The 24,470-nt window shown below is 59.4% G+C and carries 21 protein-coding genes; 11 read left to right on the top strand and 10 right to left on the bottom strand.

Going from position 1 to position 24,470, the window contains the following annotated elements:
• Window position 1: 1 nt before the first annotated feature.
• Genes waaF through A3709_RS08670 form a run of 3 tightly spaced genes read right to left on the bottom strand, consistent with a single transcriptional unit; the run spans window position 2 to window position 5,671 of the window.
• Window positions 2-1,036 (bottom strand): lipopolysaccharide heptosyltransferase II, encoded by a 1,035-nt coding sequence (gene waaF, locus A3709_RS08680; RefSeq protein ID WP_066053113.1) that lies wholly within the window; start codon window positions 1,034-1,036, stop codon window positions 2-4.
• Entirely contained in the window at window positions 1,033-3,909 is a 2,877-nt protein-coding gene (gene glnE, locus A3709_RS08675; RefSeq protein WP_066053110.1) for a bifunctional [glutamate--ammonia ligase]-adenylyl-L-tyrosine phosphorylase/[glutamate--ammonia-ligase] adenylyltransferase, read from the bottom strand. Before glnE ends, waaF begins: the two co-directional genes overlap by 4 nt.
• Window positions 3,902-5,671 carry a GspE/PulE family protein gene (locus tag A3709_RS08670; protein WP_066053107.1) on the bottom strand — a complete coding sequence of 590 codons (1,770 nt, stop codon included), beginning with the start codon at window positions 5,669-5,671 and terminating at the stop codon, window positions 3,902-3,904. Before A3709_RS08670 ends, glnE begins: the two co-directional genes overlap by 8 nt.
• A 221-nt stretch (window positions 5,672-5,892) precedes the next feature.
• Here A3709_RS08670 and A3709_RS08665 point away from each other — a divergent pair, with 221 nt between their 5' ends.
• The 6 genes from A3709_RS08665 to ilvD all read left to right on the top strand — a co-directional run bounded on the left by A3709_RS08665 (window position 5,893) and on the right by ilvD (window position 13,032).
• Window positions 5,893-6,573, top strand: coding sequence for a TIGR00153 family protein (locus A3709_RS08665; protein ID WP_066053104.1), 681 nt, complete (start codon window positions 5,893-5,895; stop codon window positions 6,571-6,573).
• Between the two features lie 32 nt (window positions 6,574-6,605).
• A complete protein-coding gene (locus tag A3709_RS08660; protein ID WP_066053101.1) occupies window positions 6,606-7,886 on the top strand; it encodes an inorganic phosphate transporter in 1,281 nt (426 codons plus the stop codon).
• 180 nt (window positions 7,887-8,066) lie between these two features.
• Complete coding sequence (gene argA / locus A3709_RS08655; RefSeq protein ID WP_369795141.1) at window positions 8,067-9,368, top strand: amino-acid N-acetyltransferase; 1,302 nt, start codon at window positions 8,067-8,069, stop codon at window positions 9,366-9,368.
• A 29-nt stretch (window positions 9,369-9,397) separates the two neighbouring features.
• The gene (locus A3709_RS08650) at window positions 9,398-10,504 is read left to right on the top strand and encodes a porin (protein WP_082849997.1); all 1,107 of its coding nucleotides are present in this window, start codon (window positions 9,398-9,400) and stop codon (window positions 10,502-10,504) included.
• A 239-nt stretch (window positions 10,505-10,743) separates the two neighbouring features.
• The gene (locus tag A3709_RS08645; RefSeq protein WP_066053095.1) at window positions 10,744-11,052 is read left to right on the top strand and encodes a hypothetical protein; all 309 of its coding nucleotides are present in this window, start codon (window positions 10,744-10,746) and stop codon (window positions 11,050-11,052) included.
• Between the two features lie 135 nt (window positions 11,053-11,187).
• Window positions 11,188-13,032 carry a dihydroxy-acid dehydratase gene (gene ilvD / locus A3709_RS08640; RefSeq protein WP_066053093.1) on the top strand — a complete coding sequence of 615 codons (1,845 nt, stop codon included), beginning with the start codon at window positions 11,188-11,190 and terminating at the stop codon, window positions 13,030-13,032.
• 29 nt (window positions 13,033-13,061) lie between these two features.
• On the opposite strand, the gene A3709_RS08635 is transcribed toward ilvD, so the two are convergent.
• From A3709_RS08635 to A3709_RS08625, 3 genes are read right to left on the bottom strand one after another with little or no spacing between them, the layout of a single operon-like run.
• On the bottom strand, window positions 13,062-13,907 hold the full coding sequence (locus tag A3709_RS08635; RefSeq protein ID WP_066053090.1) for a DUF6279 family lipoprotein: 846 nt from the start codon (window positions 13,905-13,907) through the stop codon (window positions 13,062-13,064).
• A gap of 4 nt (window positions 13,908-13,911) precedes the next feature.
• Window positions 13,912-14,865 (bottom strand): pyridoxal-phosphate dependent enzyme, encoded by a 954-nt coding sequence (locus tag A3709_RS08630; RefSeq protein WP_066053088.1) that lies wholly within the window; start codon window positions 14,863-14,865, stop codon window positions 13,912-13,914.
• 1 nt (window position 14,866) lies between these two features.
• Window positions 14,867-15,547, bottom strand: coding sequence for a hypothetical protein (locus tag A3709_RS08625; RefSeq protein ID WP_066053085.1), 681 nt, complete (start codon window positions 15,545-15,547; stop codon window positions 14,867-14,869).
• A 71-nt stretch (window positions 15,548-15,618) separates the two neighbouring features.
• Between A3709_RS08625 and A3709_RS08620 the strand changes: the two genes are divergently transcribed.
• Window positions 15,619-16,968: a sodium:alanine symporter family protein gene (locus tag A3709_RS08620; RefSeq protein WP_066053083.1), complete on the top strand. Its 1,350-nt coding sequence runs from the start codon at window positions 15,619-15,621 to the stop codon at window positions 16,966-16,968.
• Between the two features lie 5 nt (window positions 16,969-16,973).
• Here the strand turns inward: A3709_RS08620 and leuA are convergent, their stop codons facing one another.
• Entirely contained in the window at window positions 16,974-18,647 is a 1,674-nt protein-coding gene (leuA, locus tag A3709_RS08615) for a 2-isopropylmalate synthase (RefSeq protein ID WP_066053079.1), read from the bottom strand.
• A gap of 275 nt (window positions 18,648-18,922) precedes the next feature.
• Here leuA and A3709_RS08610 point away from each other — a divergent pair, with 275 nt between their 5' ends.
• From A3709_RS08610 to A3709_RS08595, 4 genes are all read left to right on the top strand, one after another.
• Window positions 18,923-19,417 (top strand): Lrp/AsnC family transcriptional regulator, encoded by a 495-nt coding sequence (locus tag A3709_RS08610; RefSeq protein WP_066053074.1) that lies wholly within the window; start codon window positions 18,923-18,925, stop codon window positions 19,415-19,417.
• 98 nt (window positions 19,418-19,515) lie between these two features.
• Entirely contained in the window at window positions 19,516-20,292 is a 777-nt protein-coding gene (locus tag A3709_RS08605) for an SDR family oxidoreductase (RefSeq protein ID WP_066053070.1), read from the top strand.
• A gap of 40 nt (window positions 20,293-20,332) precedes the next feature.
• Complete coding sequence (locus A3709_RS08600) at window positions 20,333-21,520, top strand: multidrug effflux MFS transporter (RefSeq protein ID WP_066053065.1); 1,188 nt, start codon at window positions 20,333-20,335, stop codon at window positions 21,518-21,520.
• Between the two features lie 52 nt (window positions 21,521-21,572).
• The gene (locus A3709_RS08595; RefSeq protein WP_066053062.1) at window positions 21,573-22,580 is read left to right on the top strand and encodes a cysteine synthase A; all 1,008 of its coding nucleotides are present in this window, start codon (window positions 21,573-21,575) and stop codon (window positions 22,578-22,580) included.
• Between the two features lie 89 nt (window positions 22,581-22,669).
• Here A3709_RS08595 and A3709_RS08590 read toward each other — a convergent pair whose 3' ends face one another.
• The 3 genes from A3709_RS08590 to A3709_RS08580 form a co-directional block, all read right to left on the bottom strand.
• The gene (locus tag A3709_RS08590) at window positions 22,670-23,302 is read right to left on the bottom strand and encodes a thiol:disulfide interchange protein DsbA/DsbL (RefSeq protein WP_066053058.1); all 633 of its coding nucleotides are present in this window, start codon (window positions 23,300-23,302) and stop codon (window positions 22,670-22,672) included.
• A gap of 106 nt (window positions 23,303-23,408) precedes the next feature.
• The gene (locus tag A3709_RS08585; protein ID WP_066053055.1) at window positions 23,409-24,032 is read right to left on the bottom strand and encodes a cytochrome c; all 624 of its coding nucleotides are present in this window, start codon (window positions 24,030-24,032) and stop codon (window positions 23,409-23,411) included.
• A gap of 32 nt (window positions 24,033-24,064) precedes the next feature.
• The gene (locus A3709_RS08580) at window positions 24,065-24,358 is read right to left on the bottom strand and encodes a cytochrome c5 family protein (RefSeq protein WP_066053051.1); all 294 of its coding nucleotides are present in this window, start codon (window positions 24,356-24,358) and stop codon (window positions 24,065-24,067) included.
• Between the last annotated feature and the right edge of the window lie 112 nt (window positions 24,359-24,470).

Raw genomic sequence — 24,470 nt, 5'->3', positions numbered from 1 at the left:
CCTAGGCAGGCTCCGCCAACAAAACGTCAAGTTTACCAGCAACCAAGCTGGCCGGCGTCTCACGCATGCAGCGATGATGGCCCAGCGGACACTCACGCTCAAAACAGGGGGCGCAATCAATGTCGCTGACCAGCGTTGCACTGTTGGGATTAAGTGGCGGTGTAAACCCCGGCGAGGTGGCCCCGTAAATCACCACCAGAGGGCGCCCGAGGGCAGCGGCAATGTGCATGAGCCCGGAGTCATTACTGACCACAGCATCGGCCAGGGATAACATATCTACCGCTTCGGCCAGCGCCGTGCGCCCGGCGAGGTCGAATATTGCCTCACTCTGGCCACAGGCCTCGGCTATCTCTGCGGTCACCACCTGGTCATTGGCGGATCCAAATAACACGATTTGCCAGTCACGATGCAGATACTGACGGGCGAGTTCAGCATAGTATTGTGCCGGCCAGCGCTTGGCCCCACCAAATTCGGCACCGGGACACAGGGCCAATAGGGGTTTGTCGTTGCGCAAGCTGAACTTCTGGCGCGACGCCTCTGCTTGAGCGCTGTCCACGGTGAGCTGCGGCGCGGGCAACGCGTCAGGCAAGGTTGCCGCGGCGTCGATACCCAGTGCGGCAAACTGCTGCACCATCAGCGGCAGCACCTCCTCGTCCAGTAAGCGCATATCGTTGAGTAGCCCGTAGCGCATTTCTCCGCGCCAGCCAGTGCGCCGGGGAATCCCGGCAAATGCGGGTACCAGGGCCGACTTCAGTGAGTTAGGCAAAATGATAGCCTGATCGTACTGCTCCTCACGCAGCGTCCTGCCCAGGTGCCAGCGCCGGCGCAGGCCAATTTCGCCGTGTCCCACCGGCAGATTGATCGCACGACGCACCTGGGGCATGCGCTCAAGAATCGGCTCGCTCCAGCCAGGCGCCATCACATCGATGATCACTCCGGGGCGGGTTTGCTCGAGCAGCCGGTACAGCACCTGCGACATCACCATGTCACCAACCCAGGACGGCCCTACGATGAGAATTTTTTCGCCGCTGCTCATGCCTTGCTTACTCCTTTGGGCAACTCACCAAATAATTCCTGCCAACAGCCCATGACCTGCGCTCGCTGCGCGGCAAACCACGCGGGGCTGGCTACGCCGGGGCGCTGCTGCAGGGCCAACTCGTGGGCGCAGCCGCGGTATTGCAAATAGGCTTCGGTCAGTGCCCGACAGTGGTCGGTTGCAAACAGCCCTGCGCGCTGCAACTCTTCGAGGATACGCACGTTGTCGGGCCAGGTCGCGAGCTGCGGATGTTTTGCAGCCCATGCCAGCACCGCATATTGGGCCATGAATTCTATATCGACAATGCCGCCACTGCCCTGCTTTAAATCGAATGCATCATCGCGCTCCACCGGTAACAGATGGTCGCGCATCTTGGCTCGCATATTGACCACTTCCTGCGCCACCGCTGCCGCATCCCTGGGCTGGCACAAGGTTTCACGACGGATTACGTCGATTCGTTCAGCGACCATCGCGTCACCGGCCACATAACGGGCCCGCACCAGAGCCTGGTGCTCCCACGTCCAGGCATTCGCCTGCTGGTACCTGGCAAAACCCTCGACGCTGGGTACCAGAGAGCCGGAGTTGCCGTCGGGACGCAGGCGCATATCAATCTCATAGAGCTTGCCCAGAGACATACGCGTTTCCATGATATGGATAATTCGTTGTCCCAGGCGCATATAGAAAACCGCATTATCGATACTGCGAGCCCCGTCAGTGGTGCCCTGGGGGGCGGCATCAAACACGAATACCAGGTCGAGATCTGAGCCATAACCCAGCTCCAGCCCACCCAACTTACCGTAACCGTAGATCGCAAAGCCATAGCCCGTGCTGTCCCGCGCGGGTTCTCCGTACTTGCGCGTCAGATCTGCCCAGGCAACAGCGATAACCTGCTCGAGGATAACCTCGGCGATCCAGGTGAGATTGTCGCTGACCTTCATCACCGGTAGCCGCTCCCCCAACTCGCTGGCAGCAACACGCAACACCTGCGCCGCCTTGAAGTAGCGCAAGGCATTCATCTGTGCTTCCAGATCGTCCGGTTTCAAACGAGCGACTTGCTGCTGCAACTGACTTTGCAGCTCAGCCTTGCAGGGGGCACTGTACAGGCTGGTGCGATCGAGAAATTCATCGAGCAAGACCGGGTGCTGGGCCATCTGTTCAGCAATCCACGGACTGGCACCACATAGCAGCGCCAGCTCCCGCAGTGCCGGCGGGTTTTCCAGCAACAGCACCAGATAAGCAGAGCGGCGCACCACGGCCGTCACCAGGTGCAGCACCCTGGCCAGGGCCAGATCGGGGTCATCGGTGTCAGCGCAGGCATGCACCATTTGGGGCATGAATTTCTCGAGTCGCTGGCGCCCCTCGGCCTGCGCAGCGGCAACACGCCGGGAAGCCCAAAACTCTTTCAGCAAAGCGACTGTGGCATCGAGCTGCTGGAAACCCAGCGCTGTCAGAGCCTCACCGCTAATGTCTTCTCCCCACAACTGACTGGCCTCGCCGGGGTTGTCCTGACCTTCATCCGGGTCGGCAATCAGCTGGTGAAAGTGCTGCGAAACCCGCGCTCTATGCGCATCGAGCGCCTGGCGGTACAACGACCAATCTGCAAACCCCATCACGCTGGCCATCGCCCCACGAGCCAATTCGTCCGTGGGCAACTCCTGGGTCTGCTTGTCCTGATAACCTTGAATAGCGTGTTCGCTATCACGCAGAAACAGATAGGCCTGGCGCAACTCAGTCGCCGCTTGCTCGGGTAGACAACCCAGGTGCACACACTCCTCGAGCGCAGCCAACAGCAAGCGCTGCTGTAAGCCCAGGTCGCGCCCTCCGCGAATCAATTGAAAACACTGGACGATAAATTCGATCTCGCGAATGCCGCCATGACCTAGTTTAACGTTGTCATGCAGGCCGCGACGGCGCACTTCTGCACTGATCATCTGCTTCATACTGCGCAGACTCTCAATGACGCCAAAGTCGACATAGCGGCGGTAAATAAAGGGCCGCAATGATGCCATCAACGCCTGCGCTCGCCCGGGATCGCCGACTATCGGCCGAGCCTTGATCAGGGCGTAGCGCTCCCAATCGCGGCCCTGCTCCTGATAGTAGGCCTCGAGAGCATTGAAGTTGTGGACCAGTGCGCCACTCTCGCCATAGGGACGCAAACGCATGTCGACCCGAAATACGAAGCCCTCGGGCGTGGTCTGGTCCAGCGCGGCGATGACCGCCTGCCCCAAACGAATAAAAAATTCCTCATTACTGAGATTGCGCTTTGCGCCGTCGGTATTCCCCGACTCGGGATAGGCGAAAATCAAATCGATATCGGAAGACAGGTTGAGTTCGCGTGCACCGAGCTTACCCATGGCCAGCACAATCAGCGATTGAGCGTCGCCGCTGTCGCGCCCAATAGGGCTGCCAAATCGTTGTTCTAATGCCCGATAACAATGCTTGACGGCCGCCGCTACACACACCTCCGCCAGTAGCGAGGTACTGCGCATTGTTTCGAAGGTGTCTGCCGCGCGCGTGAAGTCACGCCAGACAATACGCAACATGTGGCGCTGCCGGACCAGGCGCAACGTCAATCCAAGATCGTCAGAGGCCAGCAGTTCAGCATCCAACAAGCCGCGCAGCGCTGCTTCGTTCAGTGGCTGTTCAAATGCGCTGTTGCGCAACAGCTCTGCCAGCAACGCCGGCTTGCGTCGCACAAGCTCCGCAAAGAACGGGCTGCACGCTAGTACATGGAATAGCTGCTGAGCCAGTTCACCTTGCCTGGCGTAGTCGCCCAGGGCCTGAGCGGTACTCGTGTCGGCGCGTTCCAGTATGGCCTGCCATGCCCGCTTGGCGGACTCGGCAAGCACCGGCGGCAGACTCGGGTCAGGCATCCAGCACCGGCGCAACCCGCATCACTTCTTCGATCGTAGTTTCGCCGCGAGCCACCCGGGTCGCACCCGACAAACGCAGAGTACGCATGCCCTCGCGCATAGCCGCTTCACGAATGGCGCTGGTCTCCAGCTGGGAGTGAATCTGTTCCTGCACCCGGGGGCTGTTGACCAACACCTCGTAAATGCCCTTGCGGCCGGTGTAACCAGTGTTGCGGCAGGCCTTGCAACCCACCGGCCTGGCCACCTGGCGTGGCGGGGTAATCTTCCAGGGAGTGGNCAGCTGTTGCCAGGCACCCAGATCCACCGATTCCATAGTCTTACAGGCGGAGCACAGAATACGCACCAGCCGCTGCGACATGATGCCTCGCACGGTAGCCTTAACCAGATAGGCGGGGACACCGAGCTCAAGCAGTCGGGAGACAGAGCTGGGCGAATCATTGGTATGCAGGGTCGAAAGTACGAGATGGCCGGTGAGCGCTGCCTGCACGGCCATATTGGCCGTTTCCAGATCGCGGATCTCGCCCACCATGATAATGTCAGGGTCCTGGCGCATCAGCGCGCGCACGCCGGAGGAGAAATCCAGGTCGATACCGTGATTAACCTGCATCTGGTTAAACGCGTCCTCCACCATTTCGATGGGATCCTCGATGGTGCAGACATTCACTTCGCTGGTCGCCAGCTGCCGCAACGTGGAGTAGAGCGTGGTGGTCTTCCCTGAACCCGTCGGCCCCGTAACCAACACTATGCCATTGCCGCCGTCAGTCATCTGGTGCCAGCGCGCCAGGTCGTCTTCAGCCAGGCCCAATTGCTCGAAGCTTTTTTGCAGCACCTCGGGATCGAAAATCCGCATCACCAGCTTTTCACCGAAGGCGGTTGGCAATGTCGCCAGACGCAGCTCGACTTCACTGCCTTCAGGTGAGCGGGTTTTCAGGCGCCCATCCTGTGGCCGGCGTTTTTCGGCCACATCCATACGGCCCAGGATTTTGATGCGACTGGTAACCGCAGCGCACACCTGGTGCGGAAGCTCATACACACTGTGTAGCACGCCGTCGATGCGAAACCTGACATCGCCCTGCTCGCGCCGGGGCTCGATATGAATGTCGCTGGCGCGTTGCTCAAAGGCGTATTGAAGCAACCAGTCGACCACATTGACGATGTGCTGGTCGTTGGCGTCGGGCTCCTTCATGGAACCCAGTTCGAGCATTTGCTCCAGATTGGTGGTATTGGTGCGATTGTCGGAGCGGTCGCTGGCCTTGGCACTGCGCACAGAACCGGCCATGTTGTAAAACTCGACCGTGTGGCGGGCAATCGCCCGGGGGTCAGCCAGCACCCGGCGAATGGGCTTGCGCAGAACATGCTCGAGGTTACTTTCCCATGCGCGTATCCAGGGCTCGGCAGAGGCAATGACCACTTCATTGTCATTGACTTCCACCGCCAAAATCCGATGACGCTCAGCAAACGCCTGCGACATCACCTGGGCGATGGCGGAGACGTTAATCTTGAGCGGGTCGATATCGTACACCGCCTGATCGGTACGCTGTGACAGCCAGCCAAGCAGCGCATCCATATCCATTACCCGCCCCGGATTTGTCGCATCCTGCAGCTTCTGATCGGCCAGGTAGATCAGGGGGTGCACCTTGACCAGGGCATTGCCCGCAACCCGCTTAAGCTCGGCGTCGCCAAGGCGCCCCTCGCGGTGTAAATCCTGAGCCAGCGAGGTAAGATTCAAGCGCTGTTCGGCGAAGATGCCACCGTTGTCCATGGGCATTATGTCCTTTTCCCTGCGCAGCGCCCGGCGGGAAATCCAGCGCGCCGAGATGCGTTGTCGCGTTGCCGGCTATGCTAGCACAGGGGCCGGCTTTCGAGAGGTATCTCGCACCGGGAGAAATGAAATGTTACAGCGATAAGAACTTTTTATGACATTCGGCACTGTTGTGCATATACTGCGCGAAAGTTAGACACCCCATACTTTGGAGTCTCTCTATGGCCAGCGGCAGCCCTCTTGGCAATCTGTTCGGGCGTTCCCCGATCGGTCCCATTCAACAACACATGCAGGTGGCTACTGAAGCGGCCGAACATCTGCCCGAGCTGCTCGCAGCGACCGCCGATCAGGACTGGGACCGGGCCAAGGAAATTCACAAGGCCATTGCCGACGACGAGAAGACCGCCGACAAGCTCAAAAGCGACGTGCGCCGTCACTTGCCCAAGAGCCTGTTTCTGCCGGTGCCACGCTCAGATTTGCTACAGCTGGTCAGCATTCAGGATCAAGTGGCCAATACCGCCAAAGACTTCGCCAGCACCGTGATGGGCCGCGACCTGCGCTTTCCGGAGAAATTGTTCCCGGCGGTACTGGAGCTCACCAACACCAGTGTGGCCTGCTGTCAGCAGGCGCTCAAGGCCATCCAGGAACTGGACGAGTTGCTGGAGGTAGGTTTCACCGGTCGCGAGGTGAAGCGCGTGGAAGCCATGCTCAAGGAGCTCGACAAGCTGGAACGCCGCACCGACAAGCAGCAGTTCTCCCTGCGCCGCAAGCTATTCAAAATGGAACCCGATCTGCCGCCGGTAGACGTGATGTTTTACTATCGCGCCATGGCCCTGTTGGGAGAGCTCGCCGACGCCTCCGAAAAGGTCGGCGACCGACTGCAGATCCTGCTCGCCAAATAATCTACAGCAAACAATAATTTAGGTAACACGCAATGGAAATTATCGCAGAGTACGGCACGGTCTTTCTGATCATGGCCTGCATGTTTGGCTTCTTCATGGCCTGGGGAATCGGTGCCAATGACGTGGCCAATGCCATGGGCACCTCTGTCGGCTCACGCGCCCTCACGATTAAGCAGGCGATCTTTATCGCCATGATTTTCGAGTTCCTCGGGGCCTATTTGGCGGGTGGCGAGGTCACCTCGACGATACGTAAGGGCATTATTGATGCCGACGTAATGGCGGATGACCCGCAGCTAATGGTCTACGGGATGATGTCCGCGCTATTAGCTGCAGGTACCTGGCTGCTGGTCGCGAGTATGAAGGGCTGGCCAGTGTCCACCACCCATTCAATCGTGGGCGCCATCGTGGGCTTTGCAGCGGTGGGTATTTCGGCCGAATCTGTTCACTGGGACAAGGTCGGCAGCATTGTGGCTTCCTGGGTGGTATCACCCGTGCTCGCAGGTACGATTTCCTTCGGCCTGTTCATGAGTGTGAAGTGGCTCATTCTGGATACCGACGACCCCTTTAACCGCGCCAAGAAGTACATCCCCATCTACATGTGGATGGTCGGCTTCATGATCTCCATGGTCACCCTGCTCAAGGGCCTGAAACATGTTGGCCTTGATCTGGATCTGGGACTGGGCAGTAAGTTCGCCAATGCGCTGCCCGTATCGGCCGTGATCGGCCTGCTGGTTGCGGGTCTCGGCGCCCTGCTGCTGCGCAACATCAGCGACGACGAGGACCACGAGAATCGCTTTGGCAGCGTTGAAAGAGTCTTTGCCGTGCTGATGGTATTCACCGCCTGTGCCATGGCCTTCGCCCACGGGTCAAACGACGTGGCCAACGCGGTGGGTCCCCTCGCGGCTATTGCCAGCACCGTACAGTCAGGCGGCGAGATCGCTGCAAAATCCGCCATGCCCTGGTGGATTCTGCTGGTCGGCGCCGCGGGTATTGTCGTTGGCCTCGCCACCTATGGCTGGCGTGTTATCACCACCGTGGGTCGCAAGATCACCGAGCTCACCCCCAGCCGCGGTTTTGCCGCAGAGCTTGGCGCCGCCGCCACCGTGGTGCTTGCTTCGGCAACAGGCCTGCCCATCTCGACCACACACACGCTTGTGGGCGCGGTACTCGGTGTAGGTTTCGCCAGAGGCATTGCCGCGCTCAACCTGCGCGTGGTGGGCACCATCTTTATGTCCTGGATTATTACCCTGCCAGCCGGTGCCGGCTTGGCCATTCTGTTCTTCTTCATCTTCAAGGCCATGTTCGGCGCCTGATCGAAGATCGCTATTCCCGGTTGCCTGCGCGCACAGGCGACCGGGGTCTCATCCAATCTCCCACTCCGAGAGCCACAGCGTGCTTGGCCCTGAACTGTGCAAAATTGCCATTGGGTAATTAGCGCAGACTTCGGTAGTCTTGATTATTCGCCATTTATCAATGTGTTGGAGAGCATCGTGATCACGCCGGGCCGGGGCCATATCCGCTGGTTCAGGAATACCGCACCCTATATCAATATGCACCGGGGCAAGACCTTTGTGCTGATGTTGGGGGGCGAGGTCGCGCAACACGACAATTTTTCCAACATTATTCACGACATCGCCCTGCTCAAGAGCCTGGGCATCAACCTCGTACTCATCCATGGTGCCCGCCCGCAAATTGCCGCTCGCCTCGCCGCTGCAGATGTCGAGAGCGTTATGCACAAGAATATCCGGATCACTGACACCGCTGCGCTGGAACATGTCAAAGACGCCGCCGGCTCACTGCGGGCCCAGTTCGAAGCGTTGCTGTCCATGGGGCTGCCGAACTCGCCCATGCAGGGCGCGCGCATCCGGGTGTGCTCTGGCAATTTCGTCACCGCCCGCCCCATGGGCGTTGTCGACGGCGTAGATTTCCAGCACACGGGCAAAGTCCGGAGGATCGACGTCAGCGGCATTCATGACCAATTGAACGATGGCTCCATCGTGTTGTTATCGCCGCTGGGCTACTCGCCCACCGGCGAGATTTTCAGCCTGGCACTGGAGGATATTGCAGTGAACTGCGCGGCGGCCATCGGCGCGGACAAGCTGATTCTATTCGGGGCCGAGGCAGGCGTAACCAATCGCGACGGTGAGCTCATCCGCCAGCTGGCGGTCAGCGAACTGGAAAACCTGACGATCCAGGACACCGCGCAACGCACGCTGTTGCAGACGGCACAACTGGCCTGCAAGCAAGGTGTGCCGCGCTGTCAGATCATTAGCTACCAGGACGACTGCGCCCTGCTCGAAGAACTGTTTACGCACGACGGCAGCGGCACTCTGGTCGCCAATCTGGACTATGAACAGTCGCGTCAGGCGGACATTGAGGATGTGGGCGGCATTCTCGAACTGATCGAGCCGCTAGAGCAGCAGGGGATACTGTTAAAGCGCTCCCGAGAGCTACTGGAACAGGAAATCCACTGCTTCCAGCTGCTTGAGAGGGACAGCCGCATCATTGCCTGTGCAGCACTGTACCCGTTCCCGGACGAAAGCTGCGGTGAGATCGCCTGTGTGGTCACCCACCCCGATTATCGCGGCGGCCAGCGCGGCCAGCGATTGCTGCGCGAATTGGAGCAGGAGGCACGCAACCAGGGACTTAAGCGAGTCTTTGTGCTCAGTACCCAGACCGCCCACTGGTTTCTGGAACAGGGCTTCGCCGAGCACTCAAGGGATGAGCTGCCAGACCAGAAGCAGGCGCTGTACAACCTGCAGCGTAACTCCAAGGTTTTCTTCAAGGATTTGTAGGCATTCCTGGCGAGGGCACGGGGGAAAATATGAAAAGACGGGGCGCCGCCTCAGTAGTGACACCTATCGCCCTCGCCGCTCAACCCATACTGGCAGACACCGATACCTATGACCGGATCTGGGCCTATGAAACGCTGTATGCCTCCGAGAGCGGCGCTGTTCGCGAATTGGACCTCAGCGGGCGGTTGCAGGCCGATGCCTATCATTTCGACGCCGACGGAATACACGAAGACGATCTGCAGTGGCGGCGCTTCCGGTTTGGCTTCACCGCCCGATTCGCTGGTGACTGGATGGCGCAACTGGAGGGCGACTTCGACCTCAACGAATCTTCCGGCGATTGGTACAACCGCCTCACCGACGCTTATATCGGCTGGCAACCCGACAAGGCTCGCGACCTGCGTATTCTCAAGCACTCCGCCGGGTTCACGCTGGACGGCGCCACCTCCTCCAAAAAGCTGCTGACACTGCAACGCAGCAACCTGACCAATAACCTGTGGTTTACCGCCGAGTATTTCACCGGGGTCAGCATGAAGGGTACGCTCGACAACAACTGGGATTACCGGGTCGGCATTTTTTCCAGTGATGGCAATGACGAGTGGAGCAAACTCGATGCCGGCTATTTCACCCTGGCATCCGCAGGCTATAACTTCAGCGAACCACTGGGCCTTGAAAACGCTACCGTACGCTTCGACTATGTCTACAACCAGCGCGATCCCCAGGCCAATACCCGCGATTTTGGCAATGTGTACTCCCTGTCAGGGAAATTCGAAGATGGCGACTGGGGGCTGTGGACCGATCTGGCAGGAGGCAGTGGCTACTACGGACAACCTGACGTGACAGGCCTGAGCCTGATGCCTTTTTATAATATCAGCGACCTCACCCAGCTGATCTTCCGCTACACCTGGCTGGATAGCGATGGCGACAACGGCCTGCGCCTGGGCCGCTATGAAAACGCGGTGGTGGATGGCCGGGGCGACAGGTACAGCGAATACTATGCGGGCCTGAACCTGTTCTTCTACGGCCACAAACTCAAGTGGCAGACTGGCGTGCAATACGCTGAACTTGACGACAACGCCGACGACGGCGGCGCTTACGATGGCTGGGGCATTACCACCGGCCTGCGTATCTCCTGGTAGCGACGCCCCCGCAGCCCGCACCATTCGCGGGCAGCGGCCCTCATAACGTGCAAAATAGTAACCATTCTGGCGCAGTGCCCTTATTCGGTGCACTGAAGCCGTTTTTTATTGATAAATATCAATATGTTACAGCAAATATTTTATACTCCAGAGGTTGCTTTTACGTAACAATATGTGAATATTAGTAACAGTGCGGTAACGCACCATCACCATCGACCGACCAACCAAGGAGAACCACCATGAAATACCTGTTATCCATTCCCTTACTCCTGGCTGCGACCTACACCGCCGCCGCATGCCCAACCCTGCGTCCTGAAGACGCCCCCGTACCCGTAGACGGCATGACAGCCACACAAGTCGAAATGCAGGCCTCCCAGGATGCCGCCAACCAATACGTGGAAGAGATCCTGCTATTCCTCGAGTGCAACGCACATCGACTGCACGATTTGGAGCACAACTACTACGTTCACCAGGCGTTTACCGCCGCCGAGACCTACAACGCGGAACTCCAGGAATTTCGCGGTCGCGACACCGTGGCAGGACGCTGACAGCGCCACCTGCGGGGCACATAACATAACAGCCCCAGCTTCCACCCCACCCCGATACAAGCCTGCGCGTTTTTGCTATCCTCGCTGGCTGATTTTTTACCCAAACCGGCCACCGCCGTACAAACGGATAGCACCATGCCAGAACTTCGCTCCAAGACTTCCACCGGCGGCCGCAATATGGCCGGCGCCCGCGCCCTGTGGCGCGCCACCGGGATGAAAGACGGTGACTTCGAAAAGCCCATCATCGCCGTGGTCAACTCCTTCACCCAGTTTGTGCCGGGACACGTACACCTGAAAGACCTGGGACAGCTGGTGGCCCGGGAAATCGAAGCTGCCGGCGGTGTGGCCAAAGAATTCAATACTATTGCGGTCGATGACGGTATCGCGATGGGCCATGACGGCATGCTGTACAGCCTGCCCTCCCGCGACATCATCTCTGACTCCGTGGAATACATGGTCAACGCGCACTGTGCCGACGCCATGGTATGCATCTCCAACTGCGATAAGATCACCCCCGGAATGCTGAACGCCGCCATGCGTCTCAACATTCCCGTGGTCTTCGTCTCTGGCGGCCCCATGGAGGCGGGCAAGACCAAATTATCAGAGCACAAGCTGGATCTGGTCGACGCTATGGTGATCGCCGTTGACGACAGCGCCGACGATGAAACCGTCGCCGAATACGAGCGCTCCGCCTGCCCGACCTGCGGCTCCTGCTCGGGCATGTTCACCGCCAACTCCATGAACTGCCTCACCGAGGCGCTGGGCCTGTCACAGCCGGGCAATGGCTCAACCCTGGCCACCCACGCCGATCGCGAGCAGTTGTTTCTGCGCGCAGGCCGCCTCATCGTCGATTTGTGCAAACGCTACTACGAACAGGATGATGCGTCGGTACTGCCGCGCAACATCGGCAGCTTCAAGGCCTTTGAAAATGCCATGATGCTGGACATTGCCATGGGCGGTTCAACCAACACGATCCTGCACCTGCTGGCTGCGGCACAAGAGGCCGAACTGGACTTCACCATGGCGGACATCGACCGCCTGTCACGCAAGATTCCGCAGCTGTGCAAAGTGGCGCCCAACACGCCGCTTTATCACATGGAAGATGTGCACCGCGCCGGCGGCGTCATGGGCATTCTCGGCGAACTCGATCGCGCCGGACTGCTGCACACCGAGTGCCCCACCGTGCACAGCCCCACTATGGGCGCAGCGCTCGACAACTGGGACATCATGCGCACCGAGAACGAAGACGTGCGCCAGTTCTTCAAGGCGGGCCCTGCGGGCATCCCGACCCAGACAGCCTTCAGTCAGAGCACTCGCTGGCCGAGCCTGGATAACGACCGCACCGGCGGTTGTATCCGCTCTATCGAGAATGCATTCTCGCTGGAGGGCGGCCTGGCAGTGCTGTTCGGCAATATCGCCGAGGACGGCTGCGTCGTGAAGACCTCCGGCGTGGACGAATCAATTCTGGTTTTCTCCGGCCCCGCACACGTGTGCGAAAGTCAGGAAGCCGCCGTCGACGACATTCTCAACGACAAGGTCAAAGCCGGTGATGTGGTGGTAGTTCGCTACGAGGGACCTCGCGGCGGCCCGGGTATGCAGGAAATGCTCTACCCCACCAGCTACATCAAATCCAAAGGTCTGGGCAAAGCCTGCGCACTGCTCACGGACGGTCGCTTCTCCGGCGGCACCTCTGGCCTGTCGATTGGTCACGCTTCGCCGGAAGCGGCCGCAGGCGGCGCCATCGGTCTGGTGGAGAATGGTGACATCATCGAGATCAACATTCCCGAGCGCACGATCAATGTGAAACTCACCGACGAGGAACTCGACGCACGCCGCACCGCCATGGAAGCTCGCGGAGCCAAGGCCTGGCAACCCGTCGAAGTGCGCCCGCGAGCCGTCAGTGCGGCGCTCAAGGTGTACGCCAAAATGGCCACCAGTGCCGACAAGGGCGCGGTCAGGGATTTGTCCCAGCTGGATTAATCAAACACGCCGGTGGCTTGCGCCGCCGGCTATTTGCCCTGGGCAATCAGTGCCTGAATGTCGTCTCGAAAATCAGCGAGCTTGCGCCGCAAGCGCTGGTCCTGCTTGTCCGTACGCGTATTGGCCAGCGCTGCCAGCGCCGTATAAATAACGTCACTGTTGTGCTCGTAAACCGCCAGGTACTCCGGTGAAGCGTTGTCTTCACGCTCTGTCAGGGAATCGCGAACGGCCTGTTGCCAGCCTTCGTCGCGCTGCAGCATGTTTTCCAGGCGATCCAGCCAGAGGGCACGCTCCTGTAACCAATAGCTATCGGAACGCTGCATACGGTTGGCAGCCTGCTGCAGAATTGCACGCTGCTCCCTGTCCAGCCGGCCCATATAATCCTGGGCTGAATCCAGCAGATTCTCGTAGGCCTCCTCGTGGAACTCAGCGTCAGTGCGCGTCAGGTATTCCTCCTCGTACTCCACCTGCTTCTCGCGCAGCGAGGTAATGAACTCCCTCATCTGGTCATCGCTGAGGGCCTCGCCCAGCGCCAGCATCCACTCCAACCCCCGTGCCTCAATGCGCAGCCAGGCTGACTCGAAGGCATCTGCCGTTGCACTGATCTGCGCCGGCGCTACTTCGCCATCGAGATCGCGGGTAATTCCGTCAATGATATCGAGATAAGTGGGCAACTCATCGCGCCGGTGCCACTGCAGGAAGGGCCCCAACTCCTCCTTCAAGAGGGCTTTTTGAGGGCGTTCTAGGTCGACGTATTTACCGATGTACCAGGGAATGAAAAAGTCCAGGCGGTTATAGACAAAAGTGGTGCTGCTGCAGCCTTGCAGGAACAGCAGCAGGCAGGCAAGCAACCACAGGCGCCGGGAGATACTCATCGGACTACCAGGGCAGCGCATCGAGATCGACGTTGCCGCCGGTAATGACGACGCCCGCTCGCCGGCCCCGAAATCGCTCGGGGTGCTCCAACACGCCGGCAAAGCTCACCACGCCCGAGGGCTCTACAACCTGCTTGGTTCGTGTCCAAATGAGTTTCATCGCCTCGATAATCAGGGCATCCGGCACTGTCACAATGGTGTCTACATGCTTACGGATAATCTCGAAGTTCAGCTCACCCAGACTGGTGCGCAGACCATCGGCTATGGTGTTCACCGAAGCATTGCCCTGCAACTCGCCCAGCCCAAAGGAGCGAAACGCATCGTCAGCGCCCTCAGGCTCCACAGCAATCACTTCAATTTTTGGGTTGATATGTTTCGCGGCGATAGCGGTCCCTGCGAGCAGACCGCCGCCGCCCACCGGCACGGCGATGACATCCAGTTCAGCCACCTGCTGGAGTAACTCCATCGCCACTGTACCCTGGCCGGCGATAACACGGCTGTCCATAAAGGGATGCACCGCGTTCGCGCCAGTGTGCTCCAACACCAACTCGAGACCAGCGGCGCGAGCCTGCTGGGTTGGCTCGCACTCAATAATCAGACCGCCATAGGCAGCCACCGCATCTTTCTTCACCTGCGGCGCATTCGACGGCATGACAATATGGGCGGGAATGCCGCGCTGGGAAGCGGCCATGGCCAGGGCCGCGCCGTGATTACCGGAAGAGTGCGTGGCGACACCTCGCGCAGCCTCTTCATCGCTGAGCGACAACACCGCATTGAGCGCACCGCGCGCTTTGAATGCGCCCACGCGCTGCAGGTGTTCACATTTGAAAAACACCTCGGCACCGGCATGCTCATTGAGCAAATGGCTCTGCATCACAGGAGTCTGGTGTACCCCCCCGGCGATACGCGCTAGCGCAGCCTCGATGTCCTGATATTGCGGTGCGATCTGACCTGTCAATTCATGTACCTCTAACTTCAAGCTGCCAGCCGGTCTGGCGCCAGACAAAATAGCCCAACAAAAAATTGGCCTGCAGTAACAGTGAAAGACTCCACTCGAAGGCGTCCTCTACAGACTCATAATAGGCCTCGTCCCAGGCATCCAACCCGACGGTCAGCACACCCAGAAGCAGCAGTGTGCCACAGACTGCCCACATGAGGGACAGCAAACCCGGTTTGAGGCCAGCCGGTTGCAATATACGCAACTGAGCCAGCATCAGCAGCTGCGCGAGGTAGGTAAACGAGAAAAACAATACCGTGCCAACCCGGCGCTGTGTGCGCCAGGCATCGCCACGCTCGCCGAGCACGGTGACGTAAAGCACCAGGCCCATGCAGGCCAGCAGCCCTAGCGCCAGCATCAAGAGATTGATCAGGCCGGGGGTTCCGCGATGGCGGTGCAGGCTTGCCAGCCAGGCGTGATTGAGCCACCAGTACGCCATCAGGATCACCGCGGCAGGCAGCATTGTTGCTCGAAACAGGTAACTGGCCGGCGGCTTGCGCCCGGTAGCGCTAATGGAAGTACAGCTGTCCAGATAGGGGTTACACCATTCCACCAGGCCGTGGCTGGCGGCCACGACATAAGTGAGCTGGACGGCAAAGAACGGCACCAGGGCCGCCAGCAGGGCGACAATGCGGACATTCATGGTGTGAGTTTAGCGAGCGAAACGGGGCATCGCTATGGTACTGTCTGCCCTTTCACCCAGAGACCCCCACCTTGCTAGAGACGCTCAATACCTGGTCGGCCAATTTCGCCAACGCAGTGTGGGGTACGCCCACGGTCATCCTGCTGCTGGGCGGCGGTCTGTTTTTCGCTATTTATTCGGGCTTCAGNCCCTACCGCCACTTCGGCCATGCCATCGGTATCATGCTGGGCAAGCACGAAACGCCGGACAGCCCTGGCGAGCTCAGCCACCGCCAGGCCCTCGCGGCCGCCCTGGCCGCCACCATGGGCCTGGGCAACATCTCGGGCGTGGCCCTGGCGATCGTAGCCGGCGGCCCCGGCGCCGTATTCTGGATGTGGATGTCAGCCCTGGTGGGCGTGGCCACCAAATTCTTCACCTGCACTCTGGGCGTGATGTACCGGGGCGAGGACAGCCTGGGTAATCTGCAGGGCGGTCCGCAATATGTCATTCGCGAAGCCATGCCAAAGGCGTTTTTTCCGCTGGCCATTCTGTTTTCGGTCATGGGTCTGATCGGCACTCTGCCCATGTTCCAGGCCAACCAGCTGACAGCCCTGATCAAGCAGAATATCGAGATTAGCGGCGACCCGATGGCGGTTAATCTGGGTATTGGCATCGCCATGGCGGTGATTGTCGGCATCGTCGTTTTTGGCGGGCTGCAACGTGTCGCAAAGGTGGCCGTGGCGTTACTGCCGCTCATGGTGTTGACCTACCTGAGCATGACCGCCTACATGATTCTGACCAACCTGCCCGAGGTCCCTGCCATACTCGGCCTAATTGTGACCGAAGCCTTTAACCCTCAGGCGGTTGGCGGAGGTTTTCTCGGGGTGGTGTTAATCGGCGTGAGCCGCGGCGTGTTTTCCAATGAGGCGGGCCTTGGCACGGAGGTCATGGCCCACGGTGCTGCGCGCACCAATGAACCCGTTCGCGAAGGCCTGGTTGCCATGCTTGGGCCGGTGGCGGACACGTTGATTGTCTGCACGTGCACGGCCATCGTGATTCTGCTGGCAGGCAACTGGCAGAACCCCGGGGACTTGTCAGGCGTCACCCTTACGGCCAATGCCTTTGCCACACAGCTGGGCACGCCGGGTATGCTGGCCTTGACCCTGGTGACACTGATACTCAGCAGCACCACCATGTTTGCCTGCTGGTATTACGGTGCGAAATGCTTTGGGTTTCTGGCGGGGGCTCACGTCCAGCATCACTACCGCTGGTTCTTTCTGGCGACCATTGTGTTCGGCGCCGCCGTCAGCATTGATGTGGTGTTCAACCTGATTTCAGGGTCCTACGCGATTATGGCCATACCCACCATGGTATCGACCCTTTACCTGGCCCCGAAAGTGAAAGCGGCGGCGGCAGATTACTTCCATCGCCACCCCTATTAAACGCCTCAGGCAGCTGCTTCGGCGTCGCGCTCGGCGGACTTGTTGATGGCGCGCAGAATGCCGTCCAGAGAGGCCTGCACAATATCGTGGCTGCGGCCCACACCGCAGTAGCGCTCCCCTTCGATGTTGAGCTGGATGTAGCACACCGCCTCGGCATCTGCACTCTGGCTGAGAGCGTGCTCGGAATACTCCACCAGCACTATCTGCTTGCCGGTAAATGTTTCCATGGCGTCGACAAATGACGCCACCACACCGTTGCCTGTACCGGTAATGGTTTCCTGAGCACCACCGCGGCTGAGCTCGGCCTGCAGTTTGTCGACCTGGTCTTCGCGGCTCACGTTGTAGTTGCCCAACTGCCAACGGCCTTCGCCATTGAGATAAGTCTTCTGGAACAGATCGAAGATCGCCTCGGAACCCACTTCGGACTCTGACGCCTCGGCATGGGCCTGGACAGTACCGGAGAAGTCCACGGACAACCAACGCGGTAACTCGTAACCGTAGTCCCGCTGCAGCACATAGGCGATACCGCCTTTGCCCGACTGGCTATTGATACGAATGACTTCCTGGTAGGAGCGGCCAATGTCCGCCGGATCAATTGGCAAATAAGCCACCTCCCAGTGATCGCGACCGTCCTGCTGGGCGAGACATTTCTTGATCGCATCCTGGTGGCTTCCAGAGAACGCAGTGAACACGAGCTCGCCTGCCCACGGGTGGCGTGGGTGTACCGGCAACTGGGTGCACTCTTTCACGGTCTGAATAATTTCATCCATGTTGGCCAAATTCAGTTTCGGATCGACGCCCTGGCTGTACAGGTTCATGGCCATGGTGACCACGTCCATATTGCCGGTGCGCTCGCCATTACCCATGAGCGTGCCCTCGACACGGTCGGCACCCGCCATTACACCGAGCTCGGCAGCAGCGACGCCACAGCCGCGATCGTTGTGGGTATGCAGCGAAATCAGCAGGCTATCGCGGCGCGCAACATTGTCACAGAACCACTCGATCTGGTCGGCATAGACATTGGGTGTACTCATCTCCACGGTGGCCGGGAGATTAATAATGACCGGCTTCTCCGGCGTGGGCTGCCACACCTCGGTAACGGCGTTGCAAACCTCTACCGCAAAATCAATCTCTGTGCCGGTGAAGCTCTCCGGTGAGTACTCAAACACCCACTCTGTTTCAGGGTGCTTGTCCGCACAGGCCTGCACCAGTTTCGCGCCATTAACGGCAATGTCGATAATGCCCTGGCGATCGAGGCCAAACACCTGTTCGCGCTGTACCGTAGAGGTGGAGTTATACACATGCACTACGGCGCGACGCGCGCCCTTAAGCGCTTCAAAGGTTTTCTCGATCAGCTCCTGGCGGGCCTGTACCAATACCTGGATGGTCACATCCTCGGGAATACGATTGTTGTCGATGAGCTCGCGCACAAAGTCATAATCGTGACTGGAGGCCGAGGGGAATCCCACTTCAATTTCCTTGAAGCCCACCTTTACCAGTTGATCCCAGAGCCGGGATTTCTGGCGCGCCGTCATGGGCTCGATCAACGCCTGGTTACCGTCGCGCAAGTCCACGCTACACCATAGCGGAGCCGCCTCAATCACCTGGTCTGGCCAACGCCGATCGGGCTTGACAATCGGTTGAAACGGCTTGTACTTGCTGTGATCGAAACTGCTCATGGGGTTCACCTGTTATCAATAAAGTGGCTGCACCTGCGGCGCGGGCTCTCGTGAAGCGTTGCGCACGGCCCGCCCCAGGGTAAGGGGCGCGCCGCTGACACAGGTGATGTGTCAGCCAGGCGCAAAGTATAGTAGTTCGCGAAGGGTGATTGATTGCCAATAACGCGCTGTTATGGTCATATAACGCCATTATTCTCTACTATTTACCCCATAAGTAGAGACAAATGCCACGTTAACGTGACATTGTGACTTATTACCATCACGGAGCCCACGCTGTGAAACTCGACCGCACCGACCGCAAGATTCTCGATGCCATGCAGCGCAATGGCCGCATCACCAACCTCGAGCTCGCAGACCTCGTGAATCTCTCCCCCACCCCCTGTTCGCGCCGGGTAAAGCGGCTCGAGGAGTCAGGCCTGATCGAGCGGCACGTCAGCCTGCTCAACCAATCCATGCTCGGGCTGAAACTCACCGCCTATATCGGCATCAGCATGGACCGCCACACCCCGGACCGGTTCGAAGCATTTGAAGCGCAGGTGGCCGAATACCCGGAGGTCATGGAATGCTCCGTGGTTACCGGGCAGTCCTCGGACTACCTACTCCGGGCCGTCGTGCCCGACATGGAGTATTACGAGAAATTCCTCCTCGGCCGGCTCACCCGCATACCCGGTGTCACCGGGGTACACTCCAGCTTCGAGTTGCGCAAAGTCGTCAGGCGCACCGAGTTGCCGCTGGAGCACATCGACGACGAGACCGAGTTCAAGCGTTAAAACAGGGCAGTGAAGCTGGCCCCACCGGGCCTTGTGGCGCCCTTGCGCGCCGCGCAACATGTTCGCCTGAATAATTGCTCAATGAGGAACCCCAGGGCATGGAAACACAAGGTAAAGTCGCCATTGTCACCGGTGGTGCCAGTGGCATGGGCCAGATTTTCGCCCGCCGCCTGGCTGCAGGTGGCGCCAAGGTCGCGATCTTCGACGTCAACCAGGCCGGGCTCGATGCCACCGCCGCTGAATCGGATAATCTGACCGCGTTCCGCTGCGATATCTCCAGTCTGGAAGATGTGGAGACCAAGGTCGGCCAGGTCGCCGAACAACTGGGACCTGTCGATATTCTGGTTCATGCGGCAGCGTTGATGCCGGCCCACCTGCTGTCTGAGCACACCCACCCGGACATGGAGCGCCTGTTCCGTATCAACTATTTTGGCACCACCTATATGAACCGGGCTGTACTGCCCTCAATGACCGAACGCGGTACCGGTCGCATTCTGAACTTTGGCTCCATCGCCGGCATTGCCCTGGTACCGAAAATGGGCGCCTACTGCGCCACCAAGGCCGCCGTTAACGCCTATACCGAAGTGCTGCAGAACGAGATTCGCAACACTGGGGTGCGCGCTCACCTCATCTGCCCTCCCGCGGTAAATACTCCGCTGGTAGATCAGACCATCGATACCGACTCCCCCGGGAGCATTATCGAATCCAAGGAAAAAGGCCGCCTTGCTGATCCGGAGAAGATTGTCGACGCGATCTTCAAGGGTGTGGCCAAGGACAAGGACATCATCTATCCCAGCGAGGCCAAGTTCCTCTACTACTGGCGCGCCCTGGCGCCCAAACTGTGGTGGAAGACGGTGATGAACTTCGAAAAGTAGTTTTGCCAACGGGGGAGTGCTGGGCTAACCTCCCTCGCCCATGAGCGCCCGACACCTAAGTACCGACTCCCCCTGGCTGCTGGGCCTGCTCGCAGCCATCGTGGCGCTGGGCCCACTCAGCGTGGATATGTACCTGCCCGCCATGCCCAGCATGATGCGCGCTCTCGGTACAGACATCAGCGCCATGCACCTGAGCATCAGCACCTATCTGGCGGGCTATGCCATTTTCCACCTGGCCTGTGGCCCTCTGGCAGACCGCTTTGGCCGCAAGCCGATTCTCACCGCCGGTACTGCTCTGTTCGTTGTCGCCTGCCTCGGTTGTGCTCAGTCAGACACCGTCGGCGAACTGCTGATCTACCGCTTTTTACAGGGCGTGGGCGCCTGTGTTGGCCCAACGCTCGCGCGCACGGTGACCCGGGACCTATTCGGACCACGCCGCGCCGCCCGGGCGCTGTCACTGATCGCCATGCTCATGGCGCTGGGCCCGGCCATCGCACCGCTACTGGGTGGCTTTCTGTTGCTGGTGCTGCCCTGGCCCATCATTTTTATCGTTCTCGCAGCTTATGCGCTGGCCATGATTGTATTGCTGCAGACCTTCCTGCCTGAATCACTGCCAGAGCAGCAAAGCCTGCATCCGCTGAATATTCTGGGTAACTACGGCCAGCTTTGCATGGATGTTCGCTTCATGTCTGTGGTGCTGGCCAGTGGCCTGGTGTACGCCGGCTTGATGGCCTATTTGTCGTCGTCCAGCTATGTGTACATGGAACTGCTCGGCGTGCCGGTCCAGTATTTCGGATTTATCTTCCTCACCACAGTGGTAGGCTATATGGGCGGCAGTGGCCTCAGCGCCCGCCTCGCCAGCCGCCTGGACTCACACCAGATGCTAATGCGTGGCGCCACCTTGTGCACCGCAGCCGCCGGCCTGATGTGGCTGGGTGGAAGCCTGCGTCCCGACAGCGTGGCGGTACTGATGCTACCCATGGCCATTTATGCGGTGGGCATGGGCCTGGTGTATCCCCATGCCCTCGCTATTGCCCTCGCGCCCTACCCGCACATGGCCGGCACCGCGTCGTCACTCCTGGGCTTTATCCAGATGGGGTTGTCGGGCCTGTCAGCGGCACTGGTTGGCCAGGTCCTGACCGACAGTGCCCAGCCAATGCTCATGGCCATGTTCGGCTGCACTTTTGCCTGCCTGGTACTGAGCCGGGTGGTCGCGCGCGACGCCTGACCCTCCCAATGGGCTGTGGCATACTTTGCGCTCTGCTTTCTGGAGGTAAACCGTGCTCACCGCCCCCGACGTCACCCAACTTATTGGCAATACACCACTGCTGCATCTGCGCCAGGTTTCCGAACAAACCGGCTGCACCATCCTGGGCAAAGCCGAATTCCTGAATCCGGGAGGTTCGGTCAAGGACCGCACGGCCCTGGGGATTATTCGCGCCGCTGAGAAAGCTGGCGATCTCCAGCCCGGCGGACGGATTGTGGAAGGAACCGCCGGCAACACCGGTATCGGCCTGACCCTGGTGGCCAATGCGCTGGGCTATAAGAGCACGGTGGTCATGCCCATTACCCAATCCAAGGAAAAGATCGACTCCCTGGAATTGCTCGGGGCCGACCTCCACCTCGTGCCCGCCGCCTCCTATGACGACGATAAACACTACGTGCACACCGCCGCTCGCCTGGCTGACAAGCTGGCCGGCAAGGAAGAGCACGGCGCCATCTGGGCGCGCCAGTTCGACAACCCCGCCAATATGGCTATCCACGAAGCAACCACCGGCCAGGAGATCTGGACCCAAACCGAGGGCAGGGTCGACGGCTTCGTGTGCAGCGTGGGCACCGGCGGCACCCTGGCAGGCGTCTCCAGCGCTTTGAAATCACACAACCCAGGGGTGGCTATCGGCATCGTCGACCCCTGCGGTGCGTCCCTGTACAACCACTTTGCCAAAGGCCGGCTGGAGAAATCCGAAGGCAACTCGATTATCGAAGGGATTGGTATCAACCACATCACCGATAACCTAGCCGCCGCCCAGGTCGACCACGCCTACCACATCAGAGATGAGGACGCCCTGCCCTACGCATACAACCTGTTGCAGCACGAGGGATTGTGCCTGGGGGGCTCGTCGGCAATTAACATTGCCGGCGCTGTGAAGCTGGCCGAAGAACTCGGCCCCGGCCACACTATTGTCACCATTCTGTGCGACTACGGCACGCGCTATCAGAGCAAGCTGTTTAATCCCGTGTACCTGGAAAACAAAGGCCTGCCCGTACCAGAGTGGTTGCAGATATAGCCCATGACGCCGGGTGCGGCCCCCGGCAGTAATCGCCACCCATAAAAAACCCGGCACTTGCCGGGTTTTTATTACCACTGTCAGTGCGATCAGGAGCCGCTGGCGGCGCGCTCTTTCTCGACCAGGTAATCAACCACTTTCAGCATGTTGGCATTGCTGCCGGCTGTGCGAGCGGAGATCAGGTATTTGCCGGCCACCATCATTGACGGCGTGCCAGAGACCTTGGCACCGCGGGCAGTGGACGCGGCCTGGCGCACCTGGCTGTTAATACCGAAGGAGCTGAAGGCCTTGTTAAAGTCGTCGGCGGAAACACCGTTGGCCACAAACAAGTCGGCAATTTCAGCTTCGCTGGCCAAGCGCTTGCGATCGACATTCATGGCCTGGAAGATCATCGGGTGCATGGTCTCACCGACGCCAAGTGCTTCGGCTGTGTAGTAAGCTTTCGCGTGCAGTTCCATGGAACCACCCCACTGGGCGGGGATTCCGCGGAAGCCCACGTCGTCGGCCATGGTTTTCTTCCACTGACCAATCATCGGCTCGAACGTGTAGCAGTGACCGCAGCCGTACCAGAAGAATTCAGCGACTTCGATTTTGCCGGGCGTGGCGGTGCGAATCGCGGGCTCAATCAGGGTGTAGTGCTTGCCCTCTTCCCAGTTTTCCTGGGCACAGGCCAGCAGCGGCGCCATCATCAGAGTGAGCAGCAGTGCAGCGCGTTTAAACATAGTGATCTCCTTATTCGTTGACCTGTTATGACAGGCATCCCGACGGGGCGTTCGCCGGAAAACAAAAAAAGGTGGCAAATTGCCACCTTTTCTCAATTCACGGCGCTTACTTGAGACCGGAAATGTAGCTGGATACCGCTTCGATTTCCTTGTCGGACAAACCGAAGGCTGTGGTGCGCATGATCTTGGTTTCGCCGTCGTTAGTACGACCGGAATCATCTTCGTAACCAAGACGATACGCCTTCAGCTGTGCGGCAATGTAGTCAGCGTGCTGGCCTGCCAGCGCGGGGAAGCCCGCGGGCGCATTACCCTTGCCGTTGGGCGAGTGGCATGCGGTACAGGCGGCAACATTCCGTTCGGCAACACCGGAACGGTAAACCTTTGCGCCCAGTGCAATCAGCTCAGGATCAGCCTGGCCGCCGGAGCGGGGCTGGCTGGCGTAGAACGCGGCGATGTCGGCCAGCTCCTGATCAGACTTGTCGTCGACCTGGCCCACCATGGTGGGAATCGGACGAGCGCCATCGCGAATATCTTTCAACTGCTTCAACAGGTACTTCTCACCCAAGCCCGCAAGCTTGGGGAACGTCGCTGCAGCACTATTACCGTCGGCACCGTGACAGGCGGCGCACATGGTGGTCATGTCCTTACCCGCGGCGGCATCGCCACTCTGGGCGGAGGCTACTTGAGTCCAGCCCAGGATCAGGCTGGCCAGGATTACTACTTTCTTCATGTTCATTCCAGTGTGAGTCTATTTGTGCCTGCTTATTGTGCGGGCTTGGCCATGTACTCGATCAGCGCCTTGTAATCTTCATCGGAGCAGTCGAAGCACATACCTTTGGGGGGCATTGCGTTCAGGCCAGTGCCAACCGAGGCCACCAGTACATCCATACCCTTGGCCAGACGGGGCTCCCAGGCCGCCGCATCACCCGTCTTGGGCGCGTTCGCGGCGCCCGTCGCGTGGCATACGGCACAACTCTTATTGTACTTGTCCATATCGACATCGGCGTAAGCACCAGTGGCACAGACCATAAGGGCAGCGGCAAAAAACTTTTTCATGAGATACCTCGCATTTGGTTCCGGTGCTGAGCTGGCACCGCAAGCTTTTAATAACAGGCGAAAAAAGCTGTGGCATTATATACGAGATACCCACACCGACAAAGGCAATACC

The sequence above is a fragment of the Halioglobus sp. HI00S01 genome (assembly GCF_001635445.1).
Taxonomy (GTDB): domain Bacteria; phylum Pseudomonadota; class Gammaproteobacteria; order Pseudomonadales; family Halieaceae; genus Halioglobus; species Halioglobus japonicus.
The sequence above is the reverse complement of the archived record's forward strand: the minus strand, read 5'-3'. Positions and strand labels throughout refer to the sequence as shown.

Coding starts and splice junctions, on each gene's coding strand:
- waaF (WP_066053113.1), bottom strand. CDS start 1,036: ATGAGCAGCGGCGAAAAAATTCTCATCGTAGGGCCGTCCTGGGTTGGT.
- glnE (WP_066053110.1), bottom strand. CDS start 3,909: ATGCCTGACCCGAGTCTGCCGCCGGTGCTTGCCGAGTCCGCCAAGCGG.
- A3709_RS08665 (WP_066053104.1), top strand. CDS start 5,893: ATGGCCAGCGGCAGCCCTCTTGGCAATCTGTTCGGGCGTTCCCCGATC.
- A3709_RS08660 (WP_066053101.1), top strand. CDS start 6,606: ATGGAAATTATCGCAGAGTACGGCACGGTCTTTCTGATCATGGCCTGC.
- A3709_RS08650 (WP_082849997.1), top strand. CDS start 9,398: ATGAAAAGACGGGGCGCCGCCTCAGTAGTGACACCTATCGCCCTCGCC.
- A3709_RS08645 (WP_066053095.1), top strand. CDS start 10,744: ATGAAATACCTGTTATCCATTCCCTTACTCCTGGCTGCGACCTACACC.
- ilvD (WP_066053093.1), top strand. CDS start 11,188: ATGCCAGAACTTCGCTCCAAGACTTCCACCGGCGGCCGCAATATGGCC.
- A3709_RS08635 (WP_066053090.1), bottom strand. CDS start 13,907: ATGAGTATCTCCCGGCGCCTGTGGTTGCTTGCCTGCCTGCTGCTGTTC.
- A3709_RS08625 (WP_066053085.1), bottom strand. CDS start 15,547: ATGAATGTCCGCATTGTCGCCCTGCTGGCGGCCCTGGTGCCGTTCTTT.
- leuA (WP_066053079.1), bottom strand. CDS start 18,647: ATGAGCAGTTTCGATCACAGCAAGTACAAGCCGTTTCAACCGATTGTC.
- A3709_RS08605 (WP_066053070.1), top strand. CDS start 19,516: ATGGAAACACAAGGTAAAGTCGCCATTGTCACCGGTGGTGCCAGTGGC.
- A3709_RS08600 (WP_066053065.1), top strand. CDS start 20,333: ATGAGCGCCCGACACCTAAGTACCGACTCCCCCTGGCTGCTGGGCCTG.
- A3709_RS08590 (WP_066053058.1), bottom strand. CDS start 23,302: ATGTTTAAACGCGCTGCACTGCTGCTCACTCTGATGATGGCGCCGCTG.
- A3709_RS08585 (WP_066053055.1), bottom strand. CDS start 24,032: ATGAAGAAAGTAGTAATCCTGGCCAGCCTGATCCTGGGCTGGACTCAA.
- A3709_RS08580 (WP_066053051.1), bottom strand. CDS start 24,358: ATGAAAAAGTTTTTTGCCGCTGCCCTTATGGTCTGTGCCACTGGTGCT.